The 16,159-nt window shown below is 46.7% G+C and carries 13 protein-coding genes; 9 read left to right on the top strand and 4 right to left on the bottom strand.

The genetic code is table 11. From position 1 onward, the window contains the following. Positions 1–40: 40 nt before the first annotated feature. Complete coding sequence (locus DFQ00_RS01090) at positions 41–1,372, bottom strand: MFS transporter (protein ID WP_110893304.1); 1,332 nt, start codon at positions 1,370–1,372, stop codon at positions 41–43. A gap of 31 nt (positions 1,373–1,403) precedes the next feature. Then, the gene (locus DFQ00_RS01085) at positions 1,404–1,826 is read right to left on the bottom strand and encodes a MarR family winged helix-turn-helix transcriptional regulator (RefSeq protein WP_110893302.1); all 423 of its coding nucleotides are present in this window, start codon (positions 1,824–1,826) and stop codon (positions 1,404–1,406) included. Positions 1,827–2,034: 208 nt separating this feature from the next. On the opposite strand from DFQ00_RS01085, the gene fucU reads away from it, so the two are divergent. The 3 genes from fucU (at position 2,035) to DFQ00_RS01070 (ending at position 3,959) form a co-directional block, all read left to right on the top strand. Beyond that, positions 2,035–2,508, top strand: coding sequence for an L-fucose mutarotase (fucU, locus tag DFQ00_RS01080; protein ID WP_110893300.1), 474 nt, complete (start codon positions 2,035–2,037; stop codon positions 2,506–2,508). 215 nt (positions 2,509–2,723) lie between these two features. After that, entirely contained in the window at positions 2,724–3,275 is a 552-nt protein-coding gene (locus tag DFQ00_RS01075) for a GNAT family N-acetyltransferase (RefSeq protein ID WP_110893298.1), read from the top strand. Positions 3,276–3,320: 45 nt separating this feature from the next. Continuing rightward, positions 3,321–3,959: a TraX family protein gene (locus DFQ00_RS01070; RefSeq protein ID WP_244213652.1), complete on the top strand. Its 639-nt coding sequence runs from the start codon at positions 3,321–3,323 to the stop codon at positions 3,957–3,959. A 109-nt stretch (positions 3,960–4,068) separates the two neighbouring features. Here the strand turns inward: DFQ00_RS01070 and DFQ00_RS01065 are convergent, their stop codons facing one another. Continuing rightward, a complete protein-coding gene (locus DFQ00_RS01065; RefSeq protein ID WP_110893296.1) occupies positions 4,069–7,770 on the bottom strand; it encodes a non-ribosomal peptide synthetase family protein in 3,702 nt (1,233 codons plus the stop codon). A 43-nt stretch (positions 7,771–7,813) separates the two neighbouring features. Next, positions 7,814–9,556: a methyl-accepting chemotaxis protein gene (locus DFQ00_RS01060; protein WP_110894037.1), complete on the bottom strand. Its 1,743-nt coding sequence runs from the start codon at positions 9,554–9,556 to the stop codon at positions 7,814–7,816. Between the two features lie 501 nt (positions 9,557–10,057). On the opposite strand from DFQ00_RS01060, the gene rpiA reads away from it, so the two are divergent. From rpiA to DFQ00_RS01030, 6 genes are all read left to right on the top strand, one after another. Then, entirely contained in the window at positions 10,058–10,729 is a 672-nt protein-coding gene (rpiA, locus tag DFQ00_RS01055; RefSeq protein WP_110893294.1) for a ribose-5-phosphate isomerase RpiA, read from the top strand. 71 nt (positions 10,730–10,800) lie between these two features. Beyond that, a complete protein-coding gene (locus tag DFQ00_RS01050; RefSeq protein WP_110893292.1) occupies positions 10,801–11,262 on the top strand; it encodes a MarR family winged helix-turn-helix transcriptional regulator in 462 nt (153 codons plus the stop codon). A 273-nt stretch (positions 11,263–11,535) separates the two neighbouring features. Further along, positions 11,536–12,636: a cobalamin B12-binding domain-containing protein gene (locus DFQ00_RS01045; protein WP_110893291.1), complete on the top strand. Its 1,101-nt coding sequence runs from the start codon at positions 11,536–11,538 to the stop codon at positions 12,634–12,636. A 4-nt stretch (positions 12,637–12,640) separates the two neighbouring features. Next, the gene (locus DFQ00_RS01040; RefSeq protein WP_110893289.1) at positions 12,641–14,407 is read left to right on the top strand and encodes an ATP-binding protein; all 1,767 of its coding nucleotides are present in this window, start codon (positions 12,641–12,643) and stop codon (positions 14,405–14,407) included. 69 nt (positions 14,408–14,476) lie between these two features. Beyond that, a complete protein-coding gene (locus tag DFQ00_RS01035; protein WP_110893287.1) occupies positions 14,477–15,418 on the top strand; it encodes an alpha/beta hydrolase in 942 nt (313 codons plus the stop codon). A gap of 216 nt (positions 15,419–15,634) precedes the next feature. Continuing rightward, positions 15,635–16,072 carry a GNAT family N-acetyltransferase gene (locus DFQ00_RS01030; RefSeq protein ID WP_110893285.1) on the top strand — a complete coding sequence of 146 codons (438 nt, stop codon included), beginning with the start codon at positions 15,635–15,637 and terminating at the stop codon, positions 16,070–16,072. Positions 16,073–16,159: the final 87 nt, after the last annotated feature.

Here is a 16,159-nt window from a genome sequence, read left to right as displayed (position 1 = left end):
GGTGTAAACGCGTTTTTGTTGTACAATGCGCTACGGCCTGTTATCTTTTCTCAGAATCAGAAGGGGGCTGTTCTGAAACATCTGATGCAGTGATATGCGTGTGAGAAAGCAACGGATGAGTTTCGATCTGAAAGCTGCCGCTCCGTTTTCCCTGAATTAGATAGATCAGTAGAAAGAGTGCCATAAACAATATAGAGTAGCGATACATTTCAGTATAGCTGGTCAGGGAAGCGATGGAACCGAGCAGAAGTGCACCGATTGCAATCCCGAGATCAAGTGTATTTAAAAACATGCCATTCGCCATCCCGCGTTGAGCAGGGGAGACCACTTGAATCATCCAGGTTTGCAGTGACGATTGCATGGAGCCATAACCCATTCCGTAAATAAATGCAGCTGCAAACAATACAGGTGTTGTTGCTGCTGTGGAAAGAATAAGAAGTCCAACTGCAATGCATACAGCTCCCGGAATCAGTAAAGCTTTAGGTCCCTTGTTGTCATAGATACGACCGGCAAAAGGTCTGACCAGCAGAACAGCTATTGCGTTAAAAAGGAAAAACAAAGCCGGATTCGCAAGATGAGCTTCCTTGCCATACAAGACAATAAATCCGACCAATCCGCCGTAAGTAATGGATAATAGGCCGTTCAGTATACTTGGCAGAATCAGCTTGCGGTTAAAGGGGGCTTTTCCGGCAACGCCCGAGGTAGCAGGCTCAGCTTCTGAAACGGTCACCGCAGCAGCGGATTCGGCAGCAGGCTGAGAATGCTGGTTTGAGACGGCATGCTGGGTTTGAGCCGCTTTTTTACGGGTCAAAATATAACTGAGTGGGTATATGACAGCGATAACAGCCGCAGTACACACCATAAGTGTCACAAAACCCGCCCCTTGCAGCACTGTGACACCGATGATCGGACCCATTGACATAGCAAGGCTTGTTGACAGGCCAAAGTATCCCATGCCTTCCCCCATTCGTTTCACGGGCACAATGTCCGAGGCCATCGTTGGGAAAGCGGTGCTGCTCATACCGAATCCAACGCCAAATAACATGCGAAGCAGCAGCAGCACAGCAATGCCGGCAGCAAAATAATAGCCAAGCGTGGCGAGCAGGGCTATGGACAGGCCAATATAGATCATCGCATTACGCAGGCCCTTCTCCAGCGCTTTGGCGGAGTAGAGTCGTGCGGCAATGGCACTCAGCGCGAACAAACAAGTGAATAGACTGATCTGAAAGGCATTGGCGTGGAAACGATCCTGTACATACGAGGGCAGTGGTGAAACGATCATGTGCAGCTGCAGAAACAGCAGAAAATTACATAGCATGAGCAAAATAAAATCGGATGTCCATAATCGGACAGGTGAAGATTGTTCTTTCATGGTGTGACATTCCCCCCCTGAGTTGTGATAGTTACAGATTGCGATTGATGAGGGAAAGAGTATGCTTAAATGCTTCCATCTGGTCTTCAGGTATACCTTCTGCAAGTTTTTTATTCATTGCTCTTTCGATCGGTACAAGAATATCAATTAAAGCTCGGCCTTCCTTGGTTATATACAGTAGATATGCCCGGCGGTCCTGTTCACTGGTCCGGCGCTCTACCCAGCCTTTCTTCTCAAGCAAATCAATAATTCGTGCTGTTGTTGGCTGATCCTTAAAAACAAGCGCGGCGATCTCCTTCTGGTTCACACCTTCTGAACGATTCACATTAAAAAGGACAGAGAATTGCTCCGTCGTGATGTCGTATGGCTTGAATTGAGATGCGAGCAGTGCAGCGGATTTGCGATGGGTAAGTCCAAGCATGAAGCCAACGGATTGCTCCAGAGAATAATCCATGTATTAATGAGCCTCTCTTTCCGTAATTACATCGTTTAAATTTATATAATTGTTATAACAACTATATGTGAAACAAGTAATTTTGTCAAAGTAAATTTACTGCTTGCAAGGTGATTACACTCCAGTGCAAAGCCTGCACAATCCTGTTAAAATAAAAATGAAACGGCTTTCAAAGCAATCAAATTCGGTATGTAAGGAGCGTTGAATGATGCTGAAAAATATCCCTGCCATACTTCCGCCCGAGCTACTTAAATTCATGTCCGAGATGGGGCATGGCGATGAACTTGTGATCTCTGATGCCAACTTTCCGGCAGCCAGCCATGCCCGCCGATTGATACGCTGTGATGGCGTAGACGCCGTTCAGCTGCTGCAAGCCATTCTGCAGCTGTTTCCGCTGGATACGTATGTTGACAAGCCCGCTACTGTAATGCAGGTGGTCAAGGGAGATCCGGTCATACCGATAATCTGGGAGGATTACCGCCGAATCATTGAAGCGTACGAGGGCATGACCGATGCGTTGGAGTACGAGGAACGCTTTGATTTTTATGAAAGGGCTACCAAGGCTTACGCCATTGTCGCCACAGGAGAGCGGGCGCAATATGCAAATCTGATTTTGAAGAAGGGAGTTATCTTTCCTGAACCCGGCCCTGCTCAAGGGCAGCTGAATCTGGAATTGAAATAGGCTATGCATGTTTATGGCGACGGAGCCGGAGAGGCTTTCGTTGCCTTTTTGCATTTGCTTGGGTGCAGCCAGGAGTGTAGATTTACTGCAAACTTTGCTTCAGTTGATGAATGGGGCACAACAAAAATTTCTTTTACAATATATGAAGCAAGATATGCAGAACGAAAGGTATTCACTGAAAGGAAATGACATGACATGGGAAAGGATGAAGAGAAGTGAAAGACAGCGAGGTACAGGAAACACAATTTCGAATCAGACAAGCGAACATAAACGATATATCTGAAGTATCCAGGCTTTTTGACAAGTATCGCATATTCTATGGTCAGCCTTCGGATTTGGAGGGAGCCAGCGATTTTATCAAGGAACGAATCAGTAAGGACGAATCCATCATTTTTATTGCTGAATCAGGGAGAGCTGGTGAGGGTGCGTCGGCCGAAGCTTTATCCATCGCGGAGCATTCTGGTGAATCACCGATGCAGGCTGCTGGTTTTGTGCAAATCTATCCCAGTTTTAGCTCTGTTTCAATGGCTCCGATCTGGGTACTGAACGACCTGTTTGTAGATTCGAATTCCCGACAACAGGGAATTGCGAGAAAGCTGCTGCAGGCTGTTACCAGAGCGGCACAGAAACAACATATTGTTCGTATTACGCTTAGTACTGCGGTAAGTAATCTACATGCTCAAGCATTATATGAATCTGAAGCGTATACACAGGATCAGAGCTTCATGTATTATGAACGTAGTGTGCATGCTGGAAGTGAAGCATAAGAGGAGCATTCATGAGGGCCATGCAAAAGGAGGGGAGCAACCGGGATGATGCAATGGATTGCCATGATTACGATGCTGATTGATCATATAGGCGCTGTATTTTTTCCACATATTGTCGAGCTGAGAATCATCGGACGTATCGCGTTCCCGATCTATGCGTTTGCCATATATATTGGCTACACACATACACGTGATGTGCAGAAATACATATGGCGTCTGTTCTGGATCGCGGTCATTTCTCAATTGCCGTTCATGGCAGCGTTTAATCATTTCTCGTTGAATGTAGTCTGGACTCTATGGTCAGCGCTGCTTGTTCTGTTGGCTTTGGACAAGTTGCCTTCCAGGCTGCTCGGTATTCTGATCGCCGTCGGAGCGGGGATAATCATGGAATACACCCATATGGACTATGGAATGTACGGTCTGCTGCTGGTCCTGTTGTTCCGCTACTTCAACGGGCCTGTGCTGGTTATGGCCCATGTGCTTCTCAATGGACTGTACCTGCTGCTGCACCACAGCTCGTTACAGATGTACAGTGTGCTGGCAACAACCGGGATTGCAATTGCACAGTATTATCAGGCTGGTTTCCGCTTGAGGGGGCCACGCTGGGTCTGGCGTTATTTCTATCCGGCTCATCTTGCGATTATTGCTGTGATTCGCTGGCTACCTCAAGTGTATATTTCATGATCATTTGGCAAGAAAAAGCCACTTTCTTCGCTGTGGGCAGCGAGAAAGTGGCTTTTGAAATATGAAGTACATGGATGTTTAATGTATAAAAGATTTGTCCTATCCCGATTTAATCCGCAAAGGTCTTCGTTCCGTAATTAGGACGAATCGGCTCCGGGAAATAACCGATCTGAACAGCATAGTTCAGCATAAGGTTAATGAAACGATGATCCGTTCTGGCACATGTAATGCCCGCCGGTTCAACATATGCAGTTGTTACCGGTGATGCATAGGCGTATGCCGAATCCTTGGCTCCATCCCCTTCAAGCTGAGCGATTGCAAGCTGAAGGGCTTCTGGCTCTTTAGGGATAGCTGCATCGAAGAGCCAGCGGTTATAATCCTCAAACGGCATCGTCTCTACATCATAACCGGCATGATTGATCGCCTCGATCAGATCGTCATAACGAATCGGCTCCGGATTACAGATGTGGAATACACGTCCGGCAGTATCCTGACGTAAGGCCAGATGTACAATCGCTTCACTTGCATAATCAATGGGGGTGAAGTCCATCATCCAATCTGCGGCAGGTGCTTTACCCAGCATGAGCATTGCTTTGACCATCCGGTAAACCGCATTGCTGTCGATGTTGCTCTGGAAACGACCGGTATGAGAATGACATGTGAGATTGCCCGCACGATAGATGCTGACAGGCACACCTTCTTCTGCGGCAGCCATAAGCACCTTCTCAGCTTCAAGCTTGCTGTCCGAGTAGAGGTTGTCTACATGAAGCTCAGCCGGGAAGCGGTCGTATTGCAACGTGGATTCCCATTGTCCGCTAAGTGCGAGATCCTCTGGTATACCCATGGTGGATACGTGATGGAAGGAGGCTCCTTTTTTGTTACGAATCAGATTAAGCAGGGCAACGGTGCCTTCAACATTCGTTTTGGCAAACTGTGCGGCTTCTCCGAAATGTCGTACGTCAGCAGCGCAGTGAATGATGCGGTCAATGCGTGCTTGAATGAAGGTCTGCTGTTGACCAGACAGCCCTAGGTTTTTTTCCTCCAGATTGCCTTCAATGATCTCCACACGATCTGCAAGCTGATCAGCCAGTTGTTTTCCGAAATAACTTTGCATGATTTTGGTTAGACGCTGCATGGCTGTTGTTCCATCACTTGCACGGCGAACAAGGGCGTAGATCCGTACCGAAGATTTCACAATCAGCTGCTGCAATACGTGGGAGCCGAGATAACCAGTTGCACCAGTCACCAGCACATGCTCAGGTTTAACAATATCCGGGTACCCCAGCTGGGAGGAGAGCTCAACCGGATGCTCGGAAAGCTGAGTCAGAACTCCATTGTGAACAGAAGCTCGTGTATCCATATGTTGATGGGATAACGTTTCTACTCGACGAGCAAGTGCGCGAATCGTTTTTTCTGCAAAGAAATCGGCAATTTTCAGATGAGGAAAATGTGGCTTCAAAATAACCAATACATGGATGACCCGCAGGGAGTCGCCGCCAATGCTGAAAAAGCTGTCCTCGATACCGAACTCGTCATGCTGCAGAATTTCTTTCCATGCATTGTAGAGAAGAATTTCCGTTGCTGTTTCGGGCATCACCCGGTCAGGCTGATCCAAATGACGTTCCGTATGCGGCATGGATACCATGGCTTTACGGTTGATTTTGCCCGTCGGTGCAATGGGCATCATATCCAGCTGGCAGATCCATTTCGGTACGAAATACGATGGCAGTTTCTCTGCAAGCGCGGCCTTGATGTCAGCTGGCGAAATGGTGCTTCCATCTTTGGATGTGAAATATCCGACCAGCATGTTCTGACCATCGGCTTCCTTTTTCGGAATAACGGCCACATCCTGAATCTGCTCCAGCCGAGCCAGATGATCCTCGATTTCACCAATCTCAATCCGATGACCACGAATTTTAAGCTGAGAATCACTACGTCCGACATATTCCAGCAAGCCTGTATCAAGGACCTTGGCAATGTCACCCGATTTGTAAATTTTTTCTCCGATAGCAAACGGATTATCAACAAATGATTGCTCAGTGCGCTCGGGCTGGTTCAGATAACCTTTGGCAAGTGCAGGTGTTGCGATATATACTTCACCGGGCACGCCGACCGGACAGAGCTGCTGCTCTTCATTGACGATATATACTTTGTAATTATGAATCGGTTTGCCAATCGGTATGTTAACGATATCAAGGGGAACTTGCTCACTAATCCGATGAGTCGTGGTGGCTACTGTACATTCAGTAGGCCCGTAGACATTAACAATATCAATCTGATTGCCAAATTTACGCTGGAAGGCCCGAACCTGCTCGCCGTAGAGTGCTTCTCCGGCTACGGTGATGATACGTACCTTCGCCAGCTTGTGAAAGCCTTCGTCAGACAGATAGGATGCCAGCTGGTTGAAGAAAATCGTTGGCAAAATTGTAATGATTGTTGTTCCTGTACGTTCAACAGCTGTTGCAAACTCTTCGATGGATACACGTTCTTCAGCAGATAACAGATAGAGCTCCGCACCATAGAACAGAGCGCCAATCGTATCCCACACAGATGCATCGAAGCTATATGTGGCAAACTGGGTCAGCACGTCTCCGGGTTGAATGTCGCAGTCGCGCTGTACAACGCTACCCAGATTGGTGACTCCCCTGTGGGCAATTAGCGCACCCTTAGGTTTGCCGGTAGAACCAGAAGTATAGATGATATAAGCCAGATCGTCCGGCTTGATATCCAGATTCGGATTGCTGGCCGCAAATCCTGCAAGACGACCATCGACAGAGAGAATCTGGCGTACGGTCGAAATACCGGAGAATAACGCTGCAGCTTGCTCATACGATGCTTCAGTAGTCAGTACGAATGATGAGGCAGTATCTTCGACAATGTAGCTGTTGCGCTCCTCTGGATGTTCAGGATCAATCGGTACATAAACACCGCCTGCTTTTAATATACCAAGCAATGAAATGATCGTTTCCAGACTTCGATCCATAAAGATGCTTACAAACTCACCTTGCTGTAATCCATTGGACATTAACACCCGAGCAACCTGATTCGCCCGCTCGTTCAGTTCCCGGTAGGTATAACGTGCTGAAGGAGAAGTGATCGCCGGGAAATCTGGATACGCAGCGGCAGTTGCTTCAAACCAGCCATGGATTGTTGAATGGGCTGGTTCCAGCATCGCAGTATCATTCATCTCGCGGTAGATCAAACGATCCGAAGGAGACAGGATATCTACCGCGCCAATGGCTTTGTTGTCGTCACACAGCAATGCGATAAGCAACGTCTGAAAATACTCTGCATATCGCAGCACGGTGGATTCCTTTAACAAAGAACGGTCGTAGTACATGTCGAGAATAACCTCATTCTGATTATCACGAATGTTCCAGTTCATCACCTGAGGCTCCTGGGGCAGCTGCACACTATTCAACATAAACAGTGTCTCGGGGTAGCCTCCAGTCTGCAGTGTATAATGAATTTTCAACTGTTCTGTAATTTGTTCCATCAGTTCATTAAACGTTGTCTTGCCCTGAAGCTGTAATGAAATATAGGAAGCTGCCTGATCTGGAGCGAATACTCCAATGGCAAGCTCCTGTTCAGCAGACAATCGGAATAACAAGGCCGCATAGGCTGAAAGGAATGCAGGATACACCATCTTTTCCCCAAACCTCTTTTGAAGTTCACGACTCAATGACGCTTGCAATGTAATATGAGTAGACTCATAAGAAAAAGTTTGCGCACGGCGACCATAATCGAGTGGAATCTGAAGAACAGGCAAGCCAGATTCCGCTAAGTGGGATGATGATTGGTTTTCAATCACTTCAGGTATCCTCCTTGGTTGAAACCGAGTGTTGGTTTTATTATTATTGTTTGCTTACATGGAAATGGGAGATCAGCTCGTTCAATTCCTCAGACATATCGTTCAATCGAGTAGAGGAATCTACCAGTGTAATCAAGGAAGCTTTCTGTTCATCAACAGATACTGAAATTTGCTCACTACTCTCTGCTGTTTTACTTACGCTTGAGGACAAGTCATCTGCAGTGGCTGTCATCTCTTCCGTGCCCGCTGAAATTTCCTGTGTTGCACTCGATACTTCCTGAATTTGTTGTGATACCTTTTTGGCTGCTTCCAAGATGTCGTCGAACAACTGACCGGTTTGATCTGCTACCGTAAGCCCTGTATCCACTTCCGAGGTACCTTGTTCCATCGCCCGAACGGCTTGCTTAATACCCGCTTGAATCTCTTGAATCAGCACACCAACCTGGCTGGTTGCTTGTTCGGATTGCTCGGCAAGTTTACGGACTTCACCGGCAACTACAGCGAAACCTCTGCCTTCCTCACCGACACGTGCAGCTTCGATGGATGCATTAAGAGCCAGCAGGTTGGTTTGGCTGGATATACCCGAAATAATGTTGAGGATATCGCCAATCTCCTGGGAACGGTTCTCCAATACTTCAATGGCAGATGCTGTATTTTTTACTGATTCAGTAATCAGATTCATCTGTTCTGATACTTGTCGTACTACACTGTTACCCTGTTGTGAGCGGCGTTCCATCTCATAAGCCTCATCCGCTACACTAGCGGAGCTGCTTGCAATCGTCTGAATCACGGTTGCCATCTCGGCCATCGCTCGTGCGCTGTCCCGTGTAGCTTGCTCCTGTGAACGAATGTTTGATGTAATCTGGGTCACATTATGGTTAATAGAGTCTGCGTTGTCGCTGTTGCGTTCAGACACTTCATAGAGTTCCTTGGCAGACGCATTGACTTCCTGAGAAGTGATTTGCACCTTTACGATAGTGTCATTAATCTTGCGAACCATGACGTTGAATTTCTCGTTAACAAGTCCTAGATCGTCTTTACCTGTCGGGATGTTGACATCCAGGTTACCCTTGCTCACTTCGTCTATACCTTTGATCAGGTGACGAATCGGAGAAAGGGTGCTTTTAACAACCAGGTATTGAATAATCAGGATGAATAACAGGAAAGCAAGGAGAATAATTGATCCATTTAACAGCAAGGAATTCAGACCGGATGGCACCGCACTTGCATCGGCATCAACAGCGAAGTAAGCGAAAATCTTGCCATTGCTGTCTTTGATCGGATAAGCAATCGTTGTCCAGGTTCCAAAATCATCCGAATAATACGTAGTGAATGTTGGACGGTCTGTATTCAGCATTTCTTTGAGCGCATTGGCGACCACAACAGGCTGCTCGTACATATCACCAATATTTACGTTATCACTCTGAAAAGCCTCTCTCAGGTTTGTTGGCATCGCGACAAGGGAGGTTAGCCGCTTGTTATCGCCGCCAAGCTCAACACCAAAAATATAGGCTTGTGCAATGTTAGGATAATATTTTTGCATTTCATCAAAATAAGCTCTTAGCTTTGTCTGTGTTTTGCCATCATAGCTTTTTTCGCTAATTGCGGCTTGTACATCAGCAGGATTAATATCTTCGGCCCACTTTTTCGTAATCTGTGCTACTTGTCCATGTAACTGATCGACCAGAATCGTTTTTTGGAAGTAATAACTGCTTGCAATCAAAGCTACACCAATGATGATAATGTTGGTAAATGAGAGCAATAGGTTTTTGGAGAAAAACGACATGTTTTTCCAGCTGAATGATTTCACTAAATTCCACTCCTGATCTCTTTTTAGTTAAGTGCTGTAAGCTATACTTTTGAGCAAGCTATCTCATCTCGTCATCTCCTTCTGAAAATATGCGACAATGGTCTTGGTTTCCTAGCTGCGTATCGAGACTTATGTACCTCTTGAAACCATAGGTGTCTAATTATTAAAACACATCTCTATCTATTATGTCGTGTAAAATGTCGATAAATTGAAGACTTTTATTAAAACTTTTTTAATTTTCTACGTATTTATGGACATATCTCTTAAAAAATAGGTATTTAGAACTGTTTGTTGTTGTAAATTGCCATTTTTTAGTTTCATTCTGTATTCTATAACATAGTGAGTAAAATTACACTATCAAACATCAAGAAATGAACACGTACTACATCTGAAGCATGGATATACATTACATAAGGTTTTATCTATAATAACTACTATATGGTTTTTTACAAATTGAGAGCAGGCGGGGGTAAAACGATGAATCTGAAACAAATTGCGGCCGAGCATGCGGCATCATTCGTTGAAGATGGAATGAAGGTTGGTTTGGGTACAGGCTCAACCGCATATTATGCGATATGTCGAATCGGGGAACGAGTTCGGGCAGGGCTGAACATTCAGGCGGTGGCTACCTCGGAGGCTTCAGACAAGCTGGCAAGAGAATGGGGCATTCCGATCATTCCTTTTGATCAGATTGGGCGTCTGGATCTGACGATTGACGGAGCAGACGAGGTTGATCCGGATTTCAATCTGATCAAAGGCGGCGGCGGCGCTCTTTTACGCGAAAAAATAGTGGCAGCAAACAGCGATAAACTGATTATTGTTGCTGATGCCAGTAAGGCTGTACAGAAGCTGGGTAAGTTCCCGCTGCCTGTAGAAGTTGTACCTTTTGCTTCCGAATGGACTTTTCAGGCGCTTGAAAAAATGGGATGTCAGCCACGGTGGAGAATGGACGGGCAAGAACGTTACCTTACTGATAACGGCAACCTGATTGCGGATTGTCATCTGGGCACAATTGAGCATGCATCAGAATTGAACGTGCAGCTGAATATGCTGCCGGGTGTTGTAGACAACGGATTGTTTGTGGATATGGCGAGCCTTGTTATTATCGCGAAAGAGGATGGCACGATAGATGAGCTTCGTCGTCCGTGATCATTGAATGGGAGCAGATGTGTGCCCTGACGGCGGACAGAAATGTAAACAACTGATGGAGGATTATAGAAATGCTGAACACGGAGGATAACCGGGACCTGTCATTGCAATTATTCGTTGTACTTATTCGGGCGTATAATTCGGTGACATCACGCTCCAATCGGGACATCCAGAGCCATGGACTGAATTCAACAGAGTTTGGTGTGCTTGATCTGTTGTATCATAAAGGTCCACAGGCTTTGCAGAAGATTGGTGAGAAGGTGCTGATGTCCAGTGGAAATATAACGTATGTTGTCGATAAGCTGCAAAATAAAAATCTGCTGTTTCGCAGACCTTCTAAGGAAGACCGGCGGGTGATTTACGCTGAGTTGACGGAAGAAGGTAAGCAGTTGTTTACACAAATCTTTCCACAGCATCATCAGGTGATTATTGATATTTTGAATGGACTTGAAGCTTCCGAGAAGGTGGAGGCGATACGTCTGCTAAAAAAACTTGGGCTTGCTGCAGAAGGCAAAACGGACCTGCGTTCATAACGTAGATCCGTTTTTTTTATGTCCATAAACGGGCGCTGGTTCTAGCTATATGACTTGCGTGCAGCTGCATAATATAGGAAGATTGTTATGTGCATTCCAAAGAATATGAACTCTTGTTCGTGTATAATAGAATAGTGCAATTGTGTGAAGCGGAGCTAAACCTTAATGAAAGAAAGCTTGGGATAACAGGTTATTCTGTCATCGGAGTGTTGGTTTTAATATCGGGAGTGGGGTTCATACGGCTGCAGGATGCAGACAGAGGAGGAATGCTCTATGAGTCATCGGGAAGCTGGAGAGCGTTTACTTCAAAAGGCAGGCACCTTGGCTGAGAAAATAACCGAAAAGCAATATCGGTTGCAGCCTGATTTAATGGAACGCTTCGGTCCAGTCGGAAAATTACGAACGAAGGAGGACTCACGGTACAGTCTGAGTTATCTGGCAGAAAGTGTGCTTGTGAAGAGCCCGGGTTTATTTACTCACTATATAGCCTGGTTAAAAATTCTGCTTGCTGGTTATCGGATATCTGCCGAGGACCTGGAAGTGAACCTGCTGATGATTAAAGAGTCATTAGAAGAGGAGTTCGAGCCTCCTTACCTTGAATTTCTTCTGGAGTACCTTGAAATGGGCATTGAAGCGACCCGCAAGTCGGAATCGCAAAGAAGCTTTATTCATGCCTCCTTGCCTTATGGGCTGGAGGCTCAGGTTTATATACAGCATTTATTGGACAATCGACGGAAGGAAGCTTCTGAACTGATCGAAGCAGAACTGGATGCTGGCGCCTCCATTCGTGACCTGTATCGTTACATTTTTCAGCCAGTGCAATACGAGATCGGTCGCTTGTGGCAGCAGGGCGAGATTAGTATCGGCCAGGAGCATTTTTGTACAGCGGCAACGCAATCGCTCATTTCAAGATTGTATTCCAGATGGCTGCTTCAGCCTAATCAGGGGAAAAGGCTGGTTGCTGCCTGTGTCGGGAGTGAGCAGCACGAGATAGGATTACGTATGCTTACAGATGTATTTGAGATGGAGGGCTGGGATACGTATTATCTTGGTGCCAATGTTCCAAATGATAGTATTGTGGAGGCGATTTGTCGGCATGAAAGTGATGTAGTGGCAATCTCCGTTACGATGACTTATCATCTTCATCTGGCCCAAGATTTAATCCAGCGTATTCGCAACCATGCAGAAACAGCACATGTCAAAATAATGGTAGGCGGTTACCCGTTTAATATAGATAAGGAGTTATGGCGGGAAGTCGGCGCGGATGGTTATGCACCGGGAGCAGAGGAGGCTGTTGCTGTTGCGCAGCGTTTAGTTATTCCTCCGGTATCGCTTGACAATGTGAGTGCGGCAAGTGAAGCAGGAAAGGGGTGAAGTGATGTCTAATGACAATGAGGAGATACAGAAGCTGCGTCTAACGATTGAGCAGTTGTCAGACCAGATGATTCGTAGCAAAGAGCAGGAGGAGCGCACGCTCTCTGCATTTTCGGCAATAAATAATGAATTGGTCACGCTCCAGCGGCAACTTGCCAAAAACAATGCGAGTCTGGAGGTGGCACGGCAGCAGGCCGTGGAATCGGATGAGTCCAAAAGTGCTTTTATGGCGGTTGTCAGCCACGATTTTCGTACACCGCTGAATGGGATATTGGGCATGGCTGAATTGTTAGCCTTATCGCCTCTGTCCGACGAACAGAAAAATTCAGTGAATGTCATTCAGGAAGCCGCAAAGTTGCTGCTCAAATTACTCCAGGATCTTCTGGATCTATCCAAGCTTCAAGCAGGGCAGATGCGTCTTGAGCACGGTGAAGTCAAGCTTCAAGAGATATTGGACCAGATTTCGCAGCTGCTTCAACCACAGATTGAGAAGACGGGAAATCGGTTGTTGATTGATTATGATGCTAAAGTAGCGTCTGTGCTGCAAGGGGATTCGACGAGATTAACTCAGGTGCTGATCAATCTGATCCAGAACGCAAACAAATTCACGACGGATGGCTTGGTGGAAGTGCGGGTGAAGCTTCTGAAGCAGCAGGCTCATCATGCACAGCTTATACGTTTTGAGGTGCAGGATACCGGGATCGGTATTTCAGAAGCAGATCAGGCCCGTCTCTTTGAGCCTTACGTACAGACAGAGCAGGGGCGTGCCAAAAAGTATGAGGGCACGGGGCTTGGCTTGTCTATATGCAAATCATTGGTCACCCTGATGAACGGGCAGATTGGCATCAGGAGTAAGGAAGGACAGGGCTCTACGTTCTGGTTTGAAATAGAGCTGGGTGTGCAGGTGGATAAAGGCAATGAAGCTGTGCAGCGAGCTGCGGGAGATGGTACCCGTGTTCATTCAGATGCTCCGAGTCATGATGATAGCTGTGCTCCTAGTCCGGGTTTTCCTGACGCGTCAGAGAAGGCTTCGTTTTCGCTACCTATTTTGCTGGCTGATGATAATGCAATTAATCGCCAGCTGGTGCAGTTACAGTTAAAGAAGCTTGGATTTACCCATGTGGAATGTGTATCCAACGGGGAGCAGGCGCTAGATGCATTTCGGCATACAACATACAGCCTGATTCTGATGGATAGCATGATGCCTGTGATGGACGGAATCGAAGCTGCTCGCCAGATTCGGATGGTAGAGCAGAATGAGATGCGCGAACCGACACCGATCATTGCGATGACAGGTAATGTGATGAAAAGTGAGCAGGACCGATGTTATGCAGCGGGAATGAATGATTTTATAGGCAAACCATGCACCCTGGATGTGCTTGGAGCTGCTATTCGAAAATGGCACGCGGCATCCAAGCCTGTTGAAATCTTAAATATGAACGTTGTTCGTGAAATTGCGGCTTTAAATACGGACGGGAATGAAACACTGCTCGTCATGTTGCTGGAGATGTACCGTGCGGAAACACCTGGCAAGATTGAAGACCTGCGCAGGCATGTGGTTTCTGCGGATCATGCAGCGGCAGTCGAGACGGCACATGACTTGAAATCAGGTAGCCTGAGTCTGGGGATCAGCTATCTTTCAAGCTTGTTTAGTCAGATTGAGGAATATGCCAAAAAAGAGCAGACACATCTCGCAGAGCCATTGCTGGACAAGCTTCTGCCGGCGTACCAAGCGGCATGTGCGGCACTGCGGCAGGCTAATCCGAATTAGAGTTTCCACACGTTTAATATGTTAGACAGGGTCGCTTACCTGCACGTTAACTGAGGGAGGATTGTATTCATGATCATCTATGGGCTTGCGGCTCTGATTATAGGATTATTGGCTTTATTATGGTTTGGTGGACTCTATTTCTTCAAAACGGCGATTCGCCGTACTCCCAAAGCATTTTTGGTGGACAATCCTCATTTGAAAACAGAGGCGTCGGAGGAATTGATCAGCAGTGCTGCAGATCTGCACTGGCTTGATGCACAAGAGAGCGAGCAGGTTATGATTCGGTCTCATGATGGTTTAAAGCTATACGGAATCTGGCTGTCTGCGAGGCAGCCTTCTGACAAAACGGTGATTCTGGCCCATGGATACTCTGGAAGAGGCAGAGAAATGGCCGGTTTCGCCAGATTTTATGCTGAAAAGCTCGGTTATAACGTATTAATGCCGGACGATCGCGGGCATGGTGAAAGCGAAGGAGATATTATCGGCTTTGGCTGGCTGGACAGGAAAGATTATGTTCAATGGATCGGATGGGTGCTTCAACATGCAGGTCAACATTCAGATATGGTGCTGCACGGCATTTCCATGGGTGGGGCGACGGTACTGATGACAGGGGGAGAAGAGCTTCCCGCTCAAGTCAGAGCGATTGTGTCGGATTGTGCGTACACTTCAGTCGAAGAAGAGCTAACGTTTCAATTAAAGCAGCTGTACAGGCTGCCTGCCTTTCCTTTTATTCCGATAACCAGTTTGATCACCAAGTGGAAAGCCGGGTATTCATTTAAAGAAGCATCGGCATTAAAGCAGCTTGCCCAGGTTCGCGTTCCGGTGCTGTTCATACATGGTGAGGCAGATACATTTGTGCCGACGGCCATGGTGTATAGGTTGTATAACGCTTGTGCCACAGACAAGGAGCTGTTGACGATTCCTCGCGCTGGCCACGGGACGGCATTTCAGATAGATCCAGACCGATATAGGTCAGTGTTGGAAGCTTTTTTGCAGAAGCATATATCCTAGCTTCAAATCATGGTCGCCATCACCGTTCGCGATCTGGTGAACGTTGCTGTGAAGGCCTAAATCCGTTTGTGGAAAGACTAGTGTATTCATCTTGAACTTTGTAAAAATACAGTCTACAATACGATAACGGGTTTGAGAATGTCTTGACGAGGATAGCGCTGACTAAGCTTTGAAGCATTCTCGACTGTGAAGTACGTATTTATTGGAGGAATTGTTTTGTTGAAAAATTTGAAGCCACGGCTGAAGGAGCCGGAAGTGCAGGAATTGCTGTCCTACTCTGTCTTTCCGGACCCGGATCAGGTCAATCAAGCGATACAGGAGTATGAAACACAGGAGACATTGTTTCTGTCCGGTTATGAAGACGAGGAACAGCTGGTTGGCCTCATCGGGTACGAGCACACCGGGTCAAGCGAGATTACAATTCGCCATATTGCTGTGTTGCCGGAGAACCGGTTCAAAAATTATGGCCGCGGTATGATTTCACAGCTGCTTGCTGCACATAATCCGGATACATTGATTGCAGAGACCGACCAGGAAGCGGTTGAGTTTTACCGAAACAGTGGGTTTATCGTATACAGCCTAGGCGAGCTATACCCGGGAGTGGAACGATTCCGCTGTGTATTAGAGAAAGAGGAAGATGAGTATAACGAGTAGCCCATGCATATAATGATATGAAGTCTTCAAAAGCATGAGAAGTTGCATGCAGTTGCTTCATGCTTTGATGCAACGAGACAGGATATC

Source organism: Paenibacillus barcinonensis (assembly GCF_003217495.1).
Classification (GTDB): Bacteria; Bacillota; Bacilli; order Paenibacillales; family Paenibacillaceae; genus Paenibacillus; species Paenibacillus barcinonensis.
Note: the sequence above shows the minus strand (reverse complement) of the source record. Positions and strands in the feature narration are given on the sequence as shown.